Consider the following 16,964-nt stretch of genomic DNA (forward strand, 5'->3'; position numbering starts at 1 on the left):
CACAGCAGGGCGACGCTCGCCACGGCGAGCAGCGCGCCGTGCCAGCCCAGCGGGTCGGCGGCGAAGCCCGCGCCCAGCCGGCCGAGCATCCCGCCCATCGTGTTGCCCGCGATCATCGCGCCCACCGCGCCCGGCAACCGCGCCGTGCCGAGCCGGTCGGCCAGGTACGCCGCCGCCACCCCGGCGAACCCCGCGACCGCCACCCCCTGGACCGCCCGCATCGCCAGCAGCACGGGGAACGACGGAGCCAGCGGCAGCAGCAGCCCGATCACCGCCGACACCAGCACCGACCAGAGGATCACCCGCCGCCGCCCCGCCACCCCGGCGAGCCAGGCCAGCGGCAGCACACTCACGGCGAGCGCGGTCGTGGCCACGCCGATCGCCAGCGACGCGCTCCCGGGATCCAGCCGGAACGCCCCGGCGAGCTGCGGCAGCACCGGCTGGGGAGCGTACAGCAGGGCGAACGACGACACTCCGGCCGCCGCCACGGCCGCGCTGGCCCGCCGCGTGGCCGCGGGCAGAGCCCGATCCTGAGTGACCACCACACGGCCACGCTAAGCACGGCTCATAGATACGTCTAATGCGGAAATGGGCGATGATTCATACTGTGATGGATGAATCCGACGAGCAGCTGGCCGCACGCCTCGCTTCCGACCTCGCGCTGATCGCGGCGGTCGGCGAGACCGGGCACGTGACACGCGCGGCCGAGCTGCTCGGCATCCCCCAGCCGACCGCCAGCCGCCGCCTCGCCGCGCTCGCCGACCTGGTCGGCGCGCCACTCGTGCTCCCCGCCGGCCGCGGCATCCGCCTGACCAGGGCCGGGCGCGTGCTCGCCGCCGCCTCCGCCCGCGCGCTGGGCTCGGTGACCGCCGCCGTCCGCGAGGTGCGCGAGGAGATCGACCCGGGCACGGGCCGCGTCGTCCTCGGCTTCCTGCACCTGCTCGGCCGTACGCTCGTCCCGTCCCTCATCCGCGACTTCCGCGAGCGCCATCCCGGGATCCGGTTCAGCCTGGTGCAGGGCTCGCGGCAGAACATGTTGCGGGCCGCGCGCGAGGGCGAGATCGACCTGGTGTTCCTCGCGCCCATGCCGCTGGACGACCCCGGCCTGGTCAGCAGGCCGCTCGCCGACCAGGAGCTGGTGCTGTCCGTGCCGCGCTCCCACCGGTTCTCGGCCAGGAGGCGGGTGCGGGCCGCCGAGCTGGCGGGGGAGGAGCTGGTGACGCTCGAACGCGGCTACGGCCTGCGCCAGATCACCGACGACCTGTGCGCCAGGGCGGGGATCGAGCCACGGATCGTGTTCGAGGGGCAGGAGTCGGAAACCGTGCGCGGGCTCGTGGCGGCGGGGCTGGGGGTGGCGATCCTGCCCCGCTCCGGGCCGCCCGGCTCGGTCGCCGGGGTCATGGAGATCCCGCTGTCGCCGCCGGTGCTCAGGACGATCGGCGTGAGCTGGCCGGCGGGCGAGCGGCTGACCCCTGCGGCGCGGGCGTTCAGGGATCACGTGTGCGCCGGTATGACGGACCTGGGGCCGGGCTTCCGTGGTGGGCCGCCGCCTGGAGTTCCACATGACCGATGGGCCTGAGGGGGGTCAATGGGCCGGATGAGGCCTGAGGGGCCATGGGCCAGACTGGTGAGATGACTGAGGACGGTGATGCGGGCGTGCCGGGCTCGCTGGCGAGGGTGCTCGCCGACGTGGCGGCGGAGCGGGCGGCGCAGGACGTGCGGTGGGGCATGCAGGTCCTGCCCGACGGCACTGGAGGCGAGCGGGCGGCGGCCGAGTCGGACGCGGCTCGGCACGCGACGGACACGGCGGCCCGCGCCGGCGCGCTGACGTGGCGGCACGTCCTGGCAGAGGAGGTGATGGAGGCGTTCGCGGAGACCGAGCCGGACCGGTTGCGCGCCGAGCTCGTCCAGGTGGCCGCCGTCGCCGTCAAATGGGCCCAGGCCCTCGACCGCCGCCCGTCCGGACGACCACGAAGCACGGCTCCCGGCCTCTCCCAGGCGCGGGACCCGAACGGTGCGGGGTAGGCCGAGCGCGCGTGCTGAGCCTGGGCCACCCGGCGTGGAGGAGGGGATGGTCTACAGTTCGTTGATGTCGCGACGTAGGCATGTATACAGTCGAGCGCATGATCGACGGACGACTGCTGGTCGACGCCCACCTCCATCCGCCCAGGCTGTCCACGCTCAAGCCCGCCTGGACGCGGTGGGCGGAGCAGTACGGCGCCCCAGGCTGGCGCTCGGCCTTCGACGGCGACGGCGTGGTGATCCCGTCGGCGTTCGACGAGCTGCTGGCCGCCGAGGGCGTGGACCGGGCGATCCTGCTGTGCGAGTACAGCCCGAAGGTCACCGGCATCCAGCCGGTCGAGGACCTGCTGCCGATCGTCGAGCACAATCCCGGCCGGTTCGCGTTCCTGGCCAACGTCAACCCGCACCTGCACCACCCGATCGCCGCGGAGCTGCTGCGGCAGGTGGGGCTCGGCGCGATCGGGCTCAAGATCCATCCCGTGCACGGCGGGTTCTCGCCCGCCGATCCGATGCTGTACCCGGCGTACCAGGTCTGCGCGGAGCGCGGCCTGCCCGTCGTCGTCCACTGCGGCACCAGCACCTTCCCCGGTTCGTCCGTCACGATGGGAGCGCCCGAGCTGCTCGGCCCGGTCCTGCGTGACTTCCCCGGCCTCACGCTGGTCCTCGCGCACGGCGGGCGCGGCTGGTGGTACGACCAGGCGGCGTTCCTCGCTCTCATGCACGACGACGTCTGGATCGAGCTGTCCGGCCTGCCGCCCGCCCGGCTGCCCGACTACTACCAGCGGTTCGACCTGCGGCGCCTGGCCCGTGCGTTCGTCTTCGCCACCGACTGGCCGGGAGTCCCCGGCATCGCCCGCAACGCCCGCGCCCTGGCGCGGCTCGGCCTGGACGACGAGACGCTGGACCTCGTGCTCGGTGGCAACGCCATGCGGATCTACTTCGGAAGCTCTACACAGGGTTGACGGCACACCAGTGCACTGTTGAACTAGGGGTATGACCGGACAGCCAGAGGTGTCGTTCGACACCGATCCCGGGCGGTACCGCCACATCCGGCTGGAGGTGGACGGCGAGATCGCCAGGATCGTGCTCAAGGTCGACGAGAACGGCGGCATCGCCCCCGGATACGACCTCAAGCTCAACTCGTACGACCTCGGCGTGGACATCGAGCTGCACGATGCCGTCCAGCGGCTGCGCTTCGAGCACCCGGGAGTCCGCGCGGTCGTCATCACGGGTGGGCTGGACAAGGTGTTCTGCGCGGGTGCGAACATCCGCATGCTCGCGCAGTCGTCCCACGCCTGGAAGGTGAACTTCTGCAAGTTCACCAACGAAACCCGCAACGCCATCGAGGACGCCACCGCCCATTCGGGGCAGACCTACCTCGCCGCCGTCAACGGGACCGCGGCCGGCGGCGGCTACGAGCTCGCCCTGGCCTGCGAGTGGATCATCCTGGTCGACGACGGCTCCACGGCGGTGTCGCTGCCGGAAGTGCCGTTGCTGGGCGTCCTGCCGGGCACGGGCGGCCTGACCCGGCTCACCGACAAGCGCGGCGTGCGCAAGGACCTGGCCGACGTGTTCGCGACGCGCAGCGAGGGGGTGCGCGGGCGGCGCGCGGTGGAGTGGCCGCTCGTCGACGAGGCGGTGCCGCGCAGCAGATTCGAGGAGACGGTACGCCGCCGCGCCCTGGAGGCCGCCGCCCGCTCCCAGCGTCCCGAGCAGCCCGCCGCCGGCCCCCGGAGCCCCGGGCCCGGGGCCCGCCCGCAGCGCTCCGTCGCCGCCGCGCCGGTGCCCCTGCCCCCGCTGCGCCCCGACGGATACACGTACTCGACGGTCCGGGCCGAGCCGGACGGCGACCAGGTGGCCGTCACGGTCCGCGGGCCGGCGGCGGACGCGGACCCGCGCCTGGTGGACGAACACCACTGGTTCCTGCGGATGACCAGGGAGCTCGACGACCTCATCCTGCGGCTGCGCACCAACGAACCGGACCGCGGCACCTGGGTGATCAGGACGGAGGGCGACCTCGACGCGGTGCTCGCCCACGACGTCGGGAGCGACGCGTGGCCCTTCGGCGAGCTGCGCCACTACTTTAAGCGCACGCTCAAACGCCTCGACGTCACCAGCCGCAGCCTGGTCGCCCTCATCGAGCCGGGCAGCTGCTTCGCCGGGCCCCTCCTGGAGCTGGCCATGGCCTGCGACCGCCAGTACATGCTGGACGATCCCGACCGGCCCAACGCCGTGCGGCTGTCGCGAGCCAACTTCGGCGACTACCCGATGGGCAACGGCCTGTCCCGGCTGGCCGCGCGCTTCCTCGCCGAGCCCGACCGGGTGGCCAAGCTGGAGCAGGAGACGGGCAGGCGGATCGACGCCGCCGAGGCGCTGGAGCTGGGGCTGGTCACGTTCGCGCCGGACGACATCGACTGGGACGACGAGGTGCGCCTGGCTCTCGAGGAGCGGGCCGCGCTCAGCCCTGACGCGCTCACCGGCATGGAGGCCAACCACCGTTTCGCCGGGCCGGAGACCATGGAGACCAAGATCTTCGCGCGGCTGGCCGCCTGGCAGAACTGGATCTTCACCCGTCCCAACGCGTCCGGACCGGACGGCGCGCTGCGGCGCTACGGCACCGGACGGCGGCCCGCGTACGACCGGAGGCGAGCCTGACATGTCCATCGACTACTCCGAGCGCATCCCCAACAACGTCGGCCTGTCGGACGACCGGCGGCTGCAGCGGGCGCTCGAATCGTGGCAGCCGCGTTTCCTCCAGTGGTGGGCCGAGATGGGTCCCGCGCTGCCCACCCAGGACGTCTACCTCCGCACCGCCGTCGCGGTCGGCCGCGAGGGCTGGGCGCACTTCGGCCACGTGCCGCTGCCGGAATACCGGTGGGGCATCTTCCTGGCCGAGCGAGACACCGACCGGCGCATCGCGTTCGGCCAGAACAAGGGACGGCCGGTCTGGCAGCAGGTGCCCGGAGAGTACCGCGCCGACCTGCAGCGGCTCATCGTCATCCAGGGCGACACCGAGCCCGCCAGCGTCGAGCAGCAACGCCGGCTCGGGCTGACCGCCCCGTCGCTCTACGACCTGCGCAACCTGTTCCAGGTGAACGTCGAGGAAGGGCGGCACCTGTGGGCGATGGTCTACCTGCTGCACGCCTACTTCGGCCGGTCGGGGCGCGACGAGGCAGAGGCGCTGCTGCTGCGCAACTCGGGCAGCGAGGACTCCCCCCGCATCCTGGGCGCCTTCAACGAGGAGACGCCCGACTGGCTGTCGTTCTACATGTTCACGTACTTCACGGACCGCGACGGGAAATACCAGCTCGGGACGTTGAAGGAGTCGGCCTTCGACCCGCTGAGCCGTACCTGCGAGTTCATGCTGAAGGAGGAGGCCCACCACATGTTCGTGGGCACCACGGGCGTGGACCGGGTGGTCGAGCGGACCGCGCAGCTGATGCGGGAGCACGACACCGACGACATCCGGGCGCATGGCGGGATCCCGCTCGGGGTCATCCAGAAGTACATCAACTTCCACTACAGCGTGAGCCTCGACCTGTTCGGGAGCGAGACGTCCACCAACGTGGCCAACTATTTCACCGCCGGTCTCAAGGGGCGCTGGCAGGAGGAGCGGCGCAAGGACGACCACGTGCTCACCGAGGCGTACTCCGTCGTGCCGCGGGTGGAGGACGGGCGGGTCGCCGACGTGCGGCTGCCCGCGCTCACCGCGCTCAACGCGGACCTGCGCGAAGAGTACGTCGCCGACTGCTCCACCGGCGTGAACCGGTGGAACCGCATCCTCGCCGACCACGGGCTGGACCCGGCGCTCTACCTGCCGCACCCCGGGTTCAACCGCCACGTGGGCATCTTCGCCGGGCACCATCTCACCCCGGACGGGCGGGTCGTCGACCCCGTGGCCTGGGCGGCGGGCCGCGACCGGTGGCTGCCCACGGCGCAGGACAAGGCGTACGTGCTGTCGCTGATGCGCCCGGTGTACGAGCCGGGGAGGATCGCCGCCTGGGTGACGCCGCCCCGCAACGGCATCAACGGCCGGCCGCTCGACTACGTGTACGTCCACCTCTGACCGGATCGCGGCGGGTCAGGTGGCGGGTCACGCGGAGCGGAGGGCGGCCCAGCGGTCCTGCGCGGCCTCGCGCCAGGTGGCGTGCAGGTCGGTGAAGACGTTGGCCGCCCGCACCCCGATCCAGTCGGGCGGCAGCAGCTCCAGCGGCAGCTCGGGGTCGAGCATGGGGAAGCGGCGCCACGCGTGCACCAGGCGGATCTGGGCCAGCAGCACCGGGTCGCCCGCCGCGGGGCGCATCCCGGCGAACTCCCGGATGAAGCGCTCGTACTGCGCCGCCAGGTCGCCGAGATGCCAGGCCTGGTCGACGAGCGTGCGCTCGGAGCCGATGCCCGCGAACGGCCCGTTGAAGGAGTAGGCGGAGGAATCGAGCCCGAGCCCGGTCACCACCTGTTTGGCCTCCGCCTCGCGGGAGGCGTGCGGGCTCACCCACACCCCCGGCACGGGGCTGCCGAACCCGGCCCAGGTCAGGCCGGTGCGCAGGCGGTGGCGCAGCTCCCGCTTCGACTCGGGCACGGTCGCGATCAGCACGACCCACCGGCCGTCCCACGACTCGCGGCCCCGGCCGAAGGCGTAGATGCGCTCGGCGCCCTCCGTCAGCAGCTCGCGGCCGCGCCCGGTGAGCGCCCAGCGCACCCGCCGCCCGTCGCGCTCGGAGGCGATCCAGCCGTCGGCGGCCATCCGCGCCAGGGCCTGCCGGGCGGACTTGTCCTCCACGCCGAGGCCGCCGAGCACGTGCAGCAGCGCCGACGTCCACGCCGGCCGGTCGTCCGGCAGCACGTGCTCGCCGAACACGGTCAGCAGCAGCGACCTGGCACTCGCCTGGCGCCGCAGGGAACGGGACGGCCCCGTCACGACCTCTCCTCTCCGCGGGGGCCTGATCGGCCCTCAGCCATCAATGCTACAAGTCATTGACGGCACATCACTTCTGTGTAGAAGATTTGCCTACGGAAGCCGCCTGCGGATGGGGACGACCATGACGTCCGAGTCCTTCAACGCCAGCGTCCATCTCGTGGACCGTCACGTCGAGGCCGGCCGGGGAGACCGCGTCGCGGTGACCGGCCCGGCGGGGACGCTCACCTACACCCAGCTCGCCGCCCGCGTCGCCGAGTTCGCCGCCGGCCTGCGGGCGCTCGGGGTCCGCCCGGAGGAGCGGATCCTGCTCGTCATGCCGGACCGTCCCGAGACGCTGATCACGATCCTGGCCGCCATGCGCATGGGCGCCGTCGCGGTGCCGGTCTCCACCATGTACAACGGCGCCGAGCTCGGCGCGCTGATCCGCGACTCCCGGGCGCGGGTGGTGGTGTGCACCCCGGAGTTCGAGCAGGTCGTGCGGGCGGCGCTGCGGAGCGCCCCCGAGGTGACGGTGCTCATCCGCACGGGGGATCGCGGGGAGGCCGCGCCCGCCCCTGAGGACCCGGCGACCGCACGGGACGAGTACCCGTGGCAGGAGGTCCCCGCAGCGGGCAGGGCGGCGGGCAGGACGGCGGCCGCGCCCTACGACAGCTGGCGCGACTCGCCCGCGCTCTGGCTCTACACCTCCGGCACCACCGGAGCGCCCAAGGCGGCCATGCACCGCCACGGCGCTATCCGTGACGTCCACGAGGGATACGGGCGGCAGGTGCTCGGCATCCGCCCGGACGACAGGTGCTTCTCCGTCGCGCGGCTGTTCTTCGCGTACGGGATCGGCAACTCCGCCTTCTTCCCGCTGGCCGCGGGGGCCACGGCCATCCTCGACCCGGCGAGGCCCACACCCGCGGGGGTGCTCGCCCGGGTGCGGGAGGAGCGGCCGACGTTGTTCTTCGCGGGCCCGACGTTCTTCGCGGCCCTGCTCGCGACCGACGCCCCGGGCGACGCCTTCTCGTCGGTACGGCTGGCCGTCTCCGCGGGCGAGGCCCTGCCCGCCGAGATCCACCGCCGCTTCGCCGAGCGCTTCGGGGTCGACATCCTCGACGGCCTCGGCTCCACCGAGGCGCTGCACATCTTCATCTCCAACCGCCCCGGCCAGGTGCGGCCGGGCAGCTCGGGCACGGTCGTGCCCGGCTACGAGGCCAAGCTGCTCGACGACGCCGGCGCCCCCGTCGCCGACGGCGAGCCCGGACACCTGTACGTCCGCGGCGATTCGCTGGCCAGCGGCTACTGGTGCCGCACGGCCACCACCCGCCAGGTGTTCCAGGGCGAGTGGCTGCGCACAGGAGACACCTACGTCCGCGGGCAGGACGGTTACTACCACTGCCTCGGACGCTCCAACGACATGATCAAGGCGGGCGGCATCTGGGTGTCGCCCATGGAGGTCGAGGCCAGGCTGCACGAGCACGACGCCGTCGGCGAGTGCGCCGTCGTGGCCTACATCGACGCCGAAGGGCTGGAGAAGCCGGTGGCGTGCGTGGTGCCGGCGCCGGGCCGCACGGTGGACGCCGCCGAGCTGGTCGCCTTCTGCCGGGAGGGACTGGCCTCCTTCAAACGCCCGCGCGAGGTGCTGGTGCTCGACGGGCTGCCGAAGACGGCCACGGGTAAGATCCAGCGGGGGGTGGTCCGTCAGCTGGCCGCCGACCTGCTGGGGAAGACGCCATGAGTCACGCGGCCGGCGGGCCGGCCCTCGTGGTGTAGATCGTGACGGCGTACGGGCGGGGAGGCGCCAGGTAGACCTCTTCGGCCAGCCGCGACAGCGCCGCGTCGGCGTCGAGGTAGCGGTGCAGCCGCCCGGCCTCCGGCCATGGGTGCACGGCCACGAGCACCCCGTCGCCGGGCATGAGCAGCCGCCCGAGGCGGGCGCTGGCCCGGCGCAGGCGTTCGTGCCGGCCCAGGTAGTAGAGGGTCTCCGAGCAGAACACGAGGTCGAAGCGCTGCTCGGGCACATGGGTGAGGATGTCGGCCTGGACGAAGCGCACCCGGCCGCTGTCGGGGACCCGCCGGCGGGCCCGCGCCAGCGCCCGCGCGGAGACGTCGACCCCGACGATCTCGGCGTCGGGATAGGCGGCGGCCAGCGCGCGGGTGAAGGCGCCCTCGCTGCACCCGACCTCGATGATGCGCCGGTACGGCTTCGGCGGCACGTGTTTCAGCGTGGCCTCGTACTTCTGCCGCTCGTAGCTGTCGGACGACAACTTCCACGGGTCGGGGACCCGGTGCCGCCAGTCGAAGAAACGGCCGAGGACCATGCCCTGGGCCTGCGGCGGGAGCAACGACAGGGCGCGGAACAACGTACGGTGCATGATCTCTGGAATCGGCGGCATGGCGGTGGCGCGGCCTCTCTCGGATGAGACGCGTGAGCGTCTCCGTGAACTGAGATGACGTCGTCTCCGAAGCGAGTTCCCGGATGACCACCGTCTATGCCCGCCATCCGACGGTGACGGCATCACGCACGGGCGCGGGAGACGGGGAACGGTTAGGATCACCCGAACATGGTTCTGCGCGACTGAAGGATGTCCCCATGATCCGCCGGCATACCATCGGTGACCTGCTGCGGCGCTCGGCCGCCCGCCATCCCGCCAAGACCGCCGTCGTCTACGGAGACGTGCGGCAGAGCTACGCCGACCTCGATCTGATGGTCAACCGCACCGCGAACGCGCTGGCGGCGCGGGGCGTCGGCAAGGGCGACCGGTTCGCGGTGCTGAGCCATAACAATCACGCGTTCGTGGTCGCGTATTTCGCGCTGGCCCGGCTGGGCGCGATCTCCGTGCCGATCAACTTCATGCTGGGCAGCGACGAGGTCGCGTACATCCTGGAGCATTCCGGCGCGACCGGGATGCTGGTGGAGGAGGAGCTGCTGCCGGTGGCCGCGGCGGCGGCGGGCCCGCGGGTCGCCGTGCGCGGCGTGATCGGCGCGGCGGCGGACGGCTGGGAGCCGTTCGCCGACTGGACGGCCTGCGACGACGCGTCGGAGCCGCAGGTGGACATCGCCGACGACGACCCGATCCAGCTCATGTACACCAGCGGCACCGAGTCGCGCCCCAAGGGCGCCACGCTGTCGAGCCGCAGCCTGATCTCCCAGTACGTCACGTGCGTGGCCGACGGCGAGATGAGCCCCGACGACGTCGAGGTGCACGCGCTGCCCCTCTACCACTGCGCGCAGCTGCACTGCTTCCTCACGCCCGGCATCTATCTGGGCGCCACCAACATCATCCTGCCCGGGGCCAGCCCCGCGGTGATCCTGGCCACGATCGCGGGCGAGCGCGCGACGAAGCTCTTCTGCCCGCCCACCGTCTGGATCGGCCTGCTCCGCCACCCCGACTTCGGCCGCCGCGACCTGTCGTCGCTGCGCAAGGGCTATTACGGCGCCTCGATCATGCCCGTGGAGGTGCTGAAGGAGATCGCCACCCGCCTGCCCGAGGTGCGCCTGTTCAACTTCTACGGCCAGACCGAGATGGCCCCGGTCGCCACGATCCTCGGCCCCGACGAGCAGCTCACCCGGCTGGGCTCGGCGGGCAGACCCGCCCTGAACGTCGAGACCAGGATCGTCGACGACGAGGACAGGCCGGTGCCGCCCGGCGTGGTCGGCGAGATCGTGCACCGCAGCCCGCACGCCATGCTCGGCTACTGGAACGACCCCGGCAAGACGGAGGAGGCGTTCCGCGGCGGCTGGTTCCACAGCGGAGACCTGGGCGTCATGGACGCCGACGGCTACCTGTCCGTGGTCGACAGGAAGAAGGACATGATCAAGTCGGGCGGCGAGAACGTGTCGAGCCGCGAGGTGGAGGAGGCCGTCTACCAGCATCCTGGGGTCGCGGAGGCGGCCGTGTTCGGCGTGCGGGACGAGCGGTGGATCGAGGCGGTGACGGCCGCCGTGGTGCTGCGCGAGGGCGCCGGGGTGACGGCCGAGGAGCTGATCGCGTTCCTGCGGGAGCGGCTGGCCGCCTTCAAGACGCCGAAGCGGGTGGTGTTCGTGGAGTCCCTGCCCAAGAACGCCTCGGGCAAGGTGCTCAAACGGGAGCTGCGCGACAGGTTCTGACCGGCCGCCGCCGGCGGCCGGTCAGCGGGGCACGCCCGGGGCGGTCACTTCACGTACGCCGCCACCTCCCAGCGGACCGGCCGGTTGGTTGCCTCGCCCCGCAGGCCCACCTCACCGGTGATCGTCACCTTCTCGCCCTTGGGCACCGTGTGCTCGCCCATGGCCAGCGGGAAGGGGCCGCCCTTCCAGGTGGCGCAGTCCGCGGTCGTGCCGGTGTCCTTGCCGTTGATCCGGTAGGTGAACCACATGCGCCCGGCCAGGTCGCCCGCGCAGAGCTGTTCCAGGCCCACCTTCCCGCCGGGGCTCTTGACCACCAGCTCGAACGAGCGTTCCTCCTTCCACATGCCGCCCGTCCTGGCGGCCAGCTTCATGCCGGCCAGCCTGGCAGGCGCGGCGCGCAGGTCGTCGGGCTCGACCGGCTCGGCGGGCGGCGTCCACTCGTAGACGGCCAGGCTCCAGGCGGCCCAGTGCGGCTTGAGCGGCTCGCACGACCCGCCTTTTCCGTCTCGCAGGCAGCCGTACGCGGACACGTCCGTGTCGAAGGTGACGGTGACCTCCGTGGCGCCCTCCGGCACGACCAGCGGGGTGAGTTCCATGTCCTTGCCGCAGGTCAGGGAGCCGGCCTGGTTGGGCCGCCCGCCGTTCACGGTGATGCTCGGCGGCTGGCTCCCGGGCCTGCCCTCGCACAATCCGGCCACGTCCAGCGGCTTGCCGGTGACCGGGACGGTGACCGACGCTTTCTGACCGCCCTCGGCCGCCAGCCCGGCCGTGGCCACCCGCCGGTACTCGGTGCCGTCGCCGGAGGTGAACGTCTCGGGCAGCGAGGCCGCCGGCTTGGCCGCCGCGGTGATCTCCCGGGCGGGGGCATCGGCCGCGCCGGGGATGAGGGAGACGCCGACCACCACGGCAGCCGCCACCGCCGCGCCGGCCATCGCGCCCCGGCGGATGCGGGTCCTGCGGATGCGGGAGCGGATCTGGTCGTGGCGGTGCGGGTTCAGGGGAGCCGGGGCCTCGGCCCGCTCCCGCAGGACGTCACGCAGGTCGTGCGCGCTCATCGGTGCAGCTCCTTCACGATCGATTCGTCCACTCGCAGCTTGGCCAGCGCCTTGGCGCACTGGCTCTTGACCGTGCCCTCCTGGCAGCCCAGGATCGTGGCCACCTCGGCCACCGGCAGGTCCTCGTAGAAGCGCAACACGACCACCGCGCGCTGCCGGGCCGGCAGGCGGCCGACCGCCTGCCAGAGTTCCTCCCGCTCGCCGCAGGGAGGGTCATGCGACACGGCGTGGGGCAGGTCGTCGCTGGGGAGTTCCCTGCGCCACCTGCGCCGCCACCAGGACGTGTACGTGGTCACCAGGACCCTGCGCACGTACGCCTCGGGCTCGTCGATGCCCGGCCAGGCGAACCAGGCCTTGGCCAGTGACTCCTGCAGCAGGTCCTCCGCGACTCCCCAGTCGTGGGTCAGCAGGTACGCGGTGCGCAGCAGCCGATCGGACCTGGTCGCCACAAAGTCCTGAAATATCGCCCTATCCGCCAACGTGAGATGCCTCCTCGAAGCTTGCTGACGGTAGTGACGCATCGAGCGTGACGTCAGGTTGCCCGGCGCCCCGCCGGGCACCGGCGTCACCCGGTCGGCAGAACCGGGGTCAGGCGGTGCCGGCGCGCGTGACCGTGAACGGCACGAGCTCGCCCAGCCCCCGCACCGACAGCCGGTCGACCGCCCGCAGCCGGAACGCCCGGTCACCCTCGAGCTCCTCCGCCAGCTGCGGATCGGCCAGGATCGTGCCGGGCAGCGACAGCGCGGTGAGCCGGCTGGCCAGGTTGACCGTGGTGCCGAACACGTCGCCCATGCGCCACATCACCGGCCCCGCCGCCAGCCCCACCCGCAGCTCCGGCATGTCCTTGCCGCGCGCGTGGGTCTCCACCAGCCGCATCGCGATGTCCGCCGCCACGTGCGCCTGGTCGGCCACGAACAACACCGAGTCGCCCAGCGTCTTGACCACCCGCCCGCCGGACGAGGTCACGATGTCGGCCGAGCGCCCCTCGAACCTGTCGACCAGCCGGGCCAGCTGGCCGAGGGTGATCTGCCGGCTCAGCCGGGTGAACGCGACCAGGTCGGCGAACCCGACGGACAGCCGCACGGCGCTCATGTCCTGGCCCGCGATGCGCCCCGCGGCGGCGGCGAGCTGGCGCTGCCAGGCGTAGACCAGCAGCCGTGCCAGGTCGGGCACCACGAGCTCGGCCCGCCTGCGCCACGCCCGCGAACGCTCCTCCAGCGGCACGCCCGCCTGGTCGAGCGACTCCACGCCCACCTCGGCCTGAGACTCGGCCAGCCTGGTCGTGGCCCGGCCGATGGAGCGGGCGATCAGCAGCATGTGCTCCTCGTCGTAGGCGCCGGAGCCGACCATGCGCAGCATCGTCCTGAGCGCCTCGACGTCGGAGTCGGTGAACTCGACCGCGTCGTCGGCCACGTTGGGGAACCCGAGGGCGCGCCAGAGCCGCCGCGCGCGGTAGACCGGCACCCCCGCCATGTCGGCGACCTGGTGGCTGGTGTAGCGGCGCGGCTCACGCAGGAACGCCTCGCGCAACGCGTCCCCATCATCGAGCGGCACGTGGGCAAGATAACATTCGTCAGCCCCGGGTCAGGTGGCCAGTGCGGGGTCAGCACGATCACTCCAGCAGGGCCCGCAGTGCCGGACGTTCACCGTCCGGCACGTAGTCGGCGTAATAGTCGTACATCGCCTTGCGGGTCAGCCGGGCGGCCAGCGGCCCGTCGCCCGCGCGCACCGCGGCCAGCACCTCTTCGTGGTGCTTGATCGTCTGCCGCATCAGCGCCTGCCGGTCGTGGGCGGCGGCGAGCTTCTCCGAGATCAGCCCGAGCACGATCGAGCGCACGACGTCCGTGCAGATCTGGATCAACTTGTTGCCGCTGGCCCGCGCCACCACGTCGTGGAAGGAGACGTCCTCGGCCACGAACGCGTCGTGGTCCGTCGCGGCGCGCATGCGCGCGACGGCCGCCCCCATCTCGGCGAGCTGCCCGTCGGTGCGCAGCCGGGCGGCCAGCAGGCTGGCCGACGAGTCGAGCACCATCCTGAACTGCACCAGCTCGGCCAGCGACAGCTCCGCCACCCTGGCCAGCGTGGTCATCGACTTGTGCAGGGCGGCGGGCGTGAACGGCAGCACCTCCGCGCCGTGCGGATCGCCGGGACGCGACCGGACCAGGCCGCGCGCCTGCAGCACTCGCAGCGCCTCGCGCACGGTGGACCGGCTGACCGAGAACTGCACCATCAGGTCGCGTTCGCTCGGCAGCCGCTCGCCAGGGCTGAGCGCGCCGCTCTCGATGGCCTCCTCGACCTGCTCCACGACCCGCTCGTAGGCGCGTACGGTACGCACCGGCTCGAACCGCGGACCACCCATGCAATCCCCCTTGACCCGAGCCGCCGACGACTGGCAATGTGCAGCCTACTGGTCCGACCAGTGCACTAGCCAGGAGGCTGAAGACATGAGGCGCATCGGCATCTGGATCGCCGTCGGCGGTCTCCTGCTGGCCACGGCCGCCTGCGGTGGCGGCGACAGCGGTGGATCCGCGTCCGGCACCCCCAAGGCCCAGTCGCTGGCCGTCGGGTTCGTGGCCGAGCCGGCGAACCTCGACTTCACCTCCACCGAGGGCGCCGCGATCCCGCAGGCGCTGCTCGTCAACGTCTACGAGGGCCTGGTCAAGCTCGACCAGGCCGGCGAGATCGTGCCGCTGCTGGCCGAGAAGTGGGAGGTCTCCGACGACCGGAAGACCTACACGTTCAAGCTCCGGGAGAACGTGAAGTTCTCCAGCGGCGCGCCGTTCACCGCCGACGACGTGGTGTTCTCGCTCGATCGGGTGAAGTCCGACTGGAAGCTCAAGATCAAGTCGCAGCTCGACGTCGTCGACAAGGTGGAGAAGAAGGACGACTCCACCGCCGTGATCACGCTCAAGCAGCCGAGCAACGGCTTCCTCTACTCGATGGCCACCAGGCTGGGCGCGATGTTCAGCCGCACGGGGGTGTCCGACCTGGCCAACAAGCCCGTCGGCACCGGCCCGTACGTGCTCGGCTCGTGGCGGCGCGGCGACTCCATCCAGCTCGACGCCAACCCCTCCTACTGGGGCACGAAGCCGCCGCTGTCGTCGATCACGCTGAAATACTTCAAGGACGCGACGGCGATGAACAACGCGCTGCTCACCGGCGGCATCGACGTCATCTCCAGCGTGCAGGCGCCCGAGTCGCTGCAACAGTTCGCCGACCCCAACCGCTTCGAGGTCATCGAGGGCACCACCAACGGCGAGGTCGTGTTGTCGATGAACAACGGCCGCCCGCCGTTCAACGACAAGAAGGCCAGGCAGGCCGTCCGGCACGCCATCGACCACAAGGCGCTGCTCGACACCGCCTGGGCCGGGCGCGGCGGGCTGATCGGCTCGATGGTGCCGCCCACCGACCCCTGGTACGAGGACCGCACCGGCGACTACCCGTACGACCCGGCCAAGGCCAAGCAGTTGCTCGGCGGCAAGACGTACAACGTCAAGATGCGCATCCCCAACCTGCCGTACGCGGTGGCGAGCGCCCAGGTCGTCAAGTCGCAGCTGGCCCAGGTGGGCATCACGGCCGAGATCGAGCCGCTGGAGTTCCCCGCCCGCTGGCTGGACCAGGTGTTCACGAAGGGCGACTACGACCTGTCGATCATCAACCACGTCGAACCCCGCGACATGGGGATTTTCGCCGATAAGTCCTATTACTTCGGTTACGACAATCCCGAGTTCGGCAAGCTCCTCGCCTCCGCCGACCAGGGCACCGAGCAGGAGCAGACCGACGACCTCAAGCAGGCCGCGAAGCTCCTGTCCGACGACGCCGCCGCCGACTGGCTCTTCCTCTTCCCCAACCTGATCGTGGCGAAGAAGGGCGTCACCGGCCTGCCGGAGAACGCCATCTCGGAGTCCTTCGACTTCACCGCACTCGCCAAGCAGTGACCCTTTACCTGCTCAAACGCCTGGCGGTGCTGCTCGCCAGCACCGCCGTGGCCGCTGTCGTGGTGTTCGCGTTCATGGCGCTGCTGCCCGGCGACCCGGCCGAGATCGCGCTCGGCGTCAACGCCACGCCCGAGGCGGTGGCCGCGCTGCGCCAGCAGTTCGGCACCGACCGGCCGCCCGTCGCGCAGTTCCTCGACTGGTCCGGAGGTCTCCTCCAGGGCGACTTCGGCACCTCCTACGTGACCAGCTCGCCCATCGGCCCGCAGATCGGCGACCGGCTCGGCGTGACGGCCGTGCTCGTGCTCGGCGGCATGGCCGTGGCGCTGGCCGTCGCGGTGCCGCTGGGCACGTACGCCGCCGTGCGTCACCGCGACCCGCTCGGCGCGGCGATCAGCGCGGTCAGCCAGGTCGGCATCGCGATCCCGGCGTTCCTGGCCGGCATCCTGCTGGTGTTCGTCTTCGCGGTGCAGGCCCAGGTGCTGCCGTCCGGCGGCTACGTGCCCTTCGCGGAGGACCCGGGGGAGTGGTTGCGCGGCCTCCTGCTGCCGTGGGCGTCGCTGGGGCTCGTCCAGGGCGCGGTGCTCACCCGCTACGTGCGCAGCGCCGTGCTCGACGTCATGCGGGAGGACTACCTGCGCACCGCCCGCGCCAAGGGCCGCGGCAGCACCGGCGCGCTGTGGCGGCACGGGCTGCGCAACGCCTCCGTCCCCGTCGTCACCGTGCTCGGGCTGCAACTGGCCACGCTGCTGATCGGCGCGGTCGTGGTCGAGCGGGTCTTCGTCATCCCCGGGCTCGGCGACCTGCTGCTCAACGGGGTCGCCGGGCGCGACCTGCTGCTCGTCCAGGGTGTGGTGATGGTGCTGGTGGCGGCCGTCCTGGTGATCAATTTCGTGGTGGACGTCGCCTACCACCTGCTCGACCCGAGGCTGCGGTGAACC

General features: G+C 72.0%; 16 protein-coding genes. 9 read left to right on the forward strand and 7 right to left on the reverse strand.

The window, feature by feature from the left end; translation table 11 throughout:
- Nucleotides 1-545, reverse strand: a 545-nt coding sequence (locus E1292_RS18440; protein WP_132596452.1) for an MFS transporter, incomplete at its 3' end; no start/stop codon positions are given.
- A gap of 65 nt (nt 546-610) precedes the next feature.
- On the opposite strand from E1292_RS18440, the gene E1292_RS18445 reads away from it, so the two are divergent.
- From E1292_RS18445 to boxB, 5 genes are all read left to right on the forward strand, one after another.
- Nucleotides 611-1,579, forward strand: a complete 969-nt coding sequence (locus tag E1292_RS18445; RefSeq protein WP_246090185.1) for a LysR family transcriptional regulator — start codon at nt 611-613, stop codon at nt 1,577-1,579.
- Between the two features lie 53 nt (nt 1,580-1,632).
- Nucleotides 1,633-2,025, forward strand: a complete 393-nt coding sequence (locus tag E1292_RS18450; protein ID WP_181958254.1) for a hypothetical protein — start codon at nt 1,633-1,635, stop codon at nt 2,023-2,025.
- Nucleotides 2,026-2,123: 98 nt separating this feature from the next.
- Nucleotides 2,124-2,984, forward strand: a complete 861-nt coding sequence (locus tag E1292_RS18455) for an amidohydrolase family protein (protein ID WP_132596454.1) — start codon at nt 2,124-2,126, stop codon at nt 2,982-2,984.
- 31 nt (nt 2,985-3,015) lie between these two features.
- Nucleotides 3,016-4,677 (forward strand): 2,3-epoxybenzoyl-CoA dihydrolase, encoded by a 1,662-nt coding sequence (gene boxC, locus E1292_RS18460; protein ID WP_132596455.1) that lies wholly within the window; start codon nt 3,016-3,018, stop codon nt 4,675-4,677.
- 1 nt (nt 4,678) lies between these two features.
- Nucleotides 4,679-6,088, forward strand: coding sequence for a benzoyl-CoA 2,3-epoxidase subunit BoxB (gene boxB / locus E1292_RS18465; RefSeq protein WP_132596456.1), 1,410 nt, complete (start codon nt 4,679-4,681; stop codon nt 6,086-6,088).
- A gap of 27 nt (nt 6,089-6,115) precedes the next feature.
- Here the strand turns inward: boxB and E1292_RS18470 are convergent, their stop codons facing one another.
- On the reverse strand, nt 6,116-6,940 hold the full coding sequence (locus E1292_RS18470) for a PaaX family transcriptional regulator (protein ID WP_220446914.1): 825 nt from the start codon (nt 6,938-6,940) through the stop codon (nt 6,116-6,118).
- A 121-nt stretch (nt 6,941-7,061) separates the two neighbouring features.
- On the opposite strand from E1292_RS18470, the gene E1292_RS18475 reads away from it, so the two are divergent.
- Entirely contained in the window at nt 7,062-8,660 is a 1,599-nt protein-coding gene (locus tag E1292_RS18475; RefSeq protein ID WP_132596457.1) for a benzoate-CoA ligase family protein, read from the forward strand.
- 1 nt (nt 8,661) lies between these two features.
- Here the strand turns inward: E1292_RS18475 and E1292_RS18480 are convergent, their stop codons facing one another.
- Nucleotides 8,662-9,297 carry a class I SAM-dependent methyltransferase gene (locus tag E1292_RS18480; RefSeq protein ID WP_165974609.1) on the reverse strand — a complete coding sequence of 212 codons (636 nt, stop codon included), beginning with the start codon at nt 9,295-9,297 and terminating at the stop codon, nt 8,662-8,664.
- A gap of 218 nt (nt 9,298-9,515) precedes the next feature.
- Between E1292_RS18480 and E1292_RS18485 the strand changes: the two genes are divergently transcribed.
- Complete coding sequence (locus tag E1292_RS18485) at nt 9,516-11,033, forward strand: acyl-CoA synthetase (protein ID WP_132596459.1); 1,518 nt, start codon at nt 9,516-9,518, stop codon at nt 11,031-11,033.
- 44 nt (nt 11,034-11,077) lie between these two features.
- Here E1292_RS18485 and E1292_RS18490 read toward each other — a convergent pair whose 3' ends face one another.
- The 4 genes from E1292_RS18490 to E1292_RS18505 form a co-directional block, all read right to left on the reverse strand.
- Entirely contained in the window at nt 11,078-12,088 is a 1,011-nt protein-coding gene (locus tag E1292_RS18490; RefSeq protein ID WP_132596460.1) for a hypothetical protein, read from the reverse strand.
- Nucleotides 12,085-12,609 carry a SigE family RNA polymerase sigma factor gene (locus tag E1292_RS18495; protein ID WP_132596461.1) on the reverse strand — a complete coding sequence of 175 codons (525 nt, stop codon included), beginning with the start codon at nt 12,607-12,609 and terminating at the stop codon, nt 12,085-12,087. The genes E1292_RS18490 and E1292_RS18495 overlap by 4 nt, the downstream gene beginning before the upstream one ends.
- Nucleotides 12,610-12,676: 67 nt before the next feature.
- On the reverse strand, nt 12,677-13,642 hold the full coding sequence (locus E1292_RS18500) for an adenylate/guanylate cyclase domain-containing protein (protein ID WP_132596462.1): 966 nt from the start codon (nt 13,640-13,642) through the stop codon (nt 12,677-12,679).
- 58 nt (nt 13,643-13,700) lie between these two features.
- Nucleotides 13,701-14,447, reverse strand: coding sequence for a FadR/GntR family transcriptional regulator (locus tag E1292_RS18505; protein ID WP_132596463.1), 747 nt, complete (start codon nt 14,445-14,447; stop codon nt 13,701-13,703).
- An 85-nt stretch (nt 14,448-14,532) separates the two neighbouring features.
- Here E1292_RS18505 and E1292_RS18510 point away from each other — a divergent pair, with 85 nt between their 5' ends.
- Together E1292_RS18510 and E1292_RS18515 are read left to right on the forward strand one after the other, a co-directional pair.
- Nucleotides 14,533-16,026: an ABC transporter substrate-binding protein gene (locus tag E1292_RS18510; RefSeq protein WP_132596464.1), complete on the forward strand. Its 1,494-nt coding sequence runs from the start codon at nt 14,533-14,535 to the stop codon at nt 16,024-16,026.
- Nucleotides 16,023-16,961, forward strand: a complete 939-nt coding sequence (locus tag E1292_RS18515) for an ABC transporter permease (RefSeq protein ID WP_132596465.1) — start codon at nt 16,023-16,025, stop codon at nt 16,959-16,961. The genes E1292_RS18510 and E1292_RS18515 overlap by 4 nt, the downstream gene beginning before the upstream one ends.
- Nucleotides 16,962-16,964: the final 3 nt, after the last annotated feature.

The sequence above is a fragment of the Nonomuraea deserti genome (genome assembly GCF_004348685.1).
In the GTDB taxonomy this organism is placed as follows: Bacteria; Actinomycetota; Actinomycetes; order Streptosporangiales; family Streptosporangiaceae; genus Nonomuraea; species Nonomuraea deserti.

Excerpts from the sequence above, each read along its gene's own strand:
- boxC (WP_132596455.1), top strand. The coding sequence starts at position 3,016 with ATGACCGGACAGCCAGAGGTGTCGTTCGACACCGATCCCGGGCGGTAC.
- E1292_RS18505 (WP_132596463.1), bottom strand. The coding sequence starts at position 14,447 with ATGGGTGGTCCGCGGTTCGAGCCGGTGCGTACCGTACGCGCCTACGAG.
- boxB (WP_132596456.1), top strand. The coding sequence starts at position 4,679 with ATGTCCATCGACTACTCCGAGCGCATCCCCAACAACGTCGGCCTGTCG.
- E1292_RS18480 (WP_165974609.1), bottom strand. The coding sequence starts at position 9,297 with ATGCACCGTACGTTGTTCCGCGCCCTGTCGTTGCTCCCGCCGCAGGCC.
- E1292_RS18445 (WP_246090185.1), top strand. The coding sequence starts at position 611 with ATGGATGAATCCGACGAGCAGCTGGCCGCACGCCTCGCTTCCGACCTC.
- E1292_RS18510 (WP_132596464.1), top strand. The coding sequence starts at position 14,533 with ATGAGGCGCATCGGCATCTGGATCGCCGTCGGCGGTCTCCTGCTGGCC.
- E1292_RS18490 (WP_132596460.1), bottom strand. The coding sequence starts at position 12,088 with ATGAGCGCGCACGACCTGCGTGACGTCCTGCGGGAGCGGGCCGAGGCC.
- E1292_RS18495 (WP_132596461.1), bottom strand. The coding sequence starts at position 12,609 with ATGCGTCACTACCGTCAGCAAGCTTCGAGGAGGCATCTCACGTTGGCG.
- E1292_RS18450 (WP_181958254.1), top strand. The coding sequence starts at position 1,633 with ATGACTGAGGACGGTGATGCGGGCGTGCCGGGCTCGCTGGCGAGGGTG.
- E1292_RS18455 (WP_132596454.1), top strand. The coding sequence starts at position 2,124 with ATGATCGACGGACGACTGCTGGTCGACGCCCACCTCCATCCGCCCAGG.
- E1292_RS18485 (WP_132596459.1), top strand. The coding sequence starts at position 9,516 with ATGATCCGCCGGCATACCATCGGTGACCTGCTGCGGCGCTCGGCCGCC.
- E1292_RS18475 (WP_132596457.1), top strand. The coding sequence starts at position 7,062 with ATGACGTCCGAGTCCTTCAACGCCAGCGTCCATCTCGTGGACCGTCAC.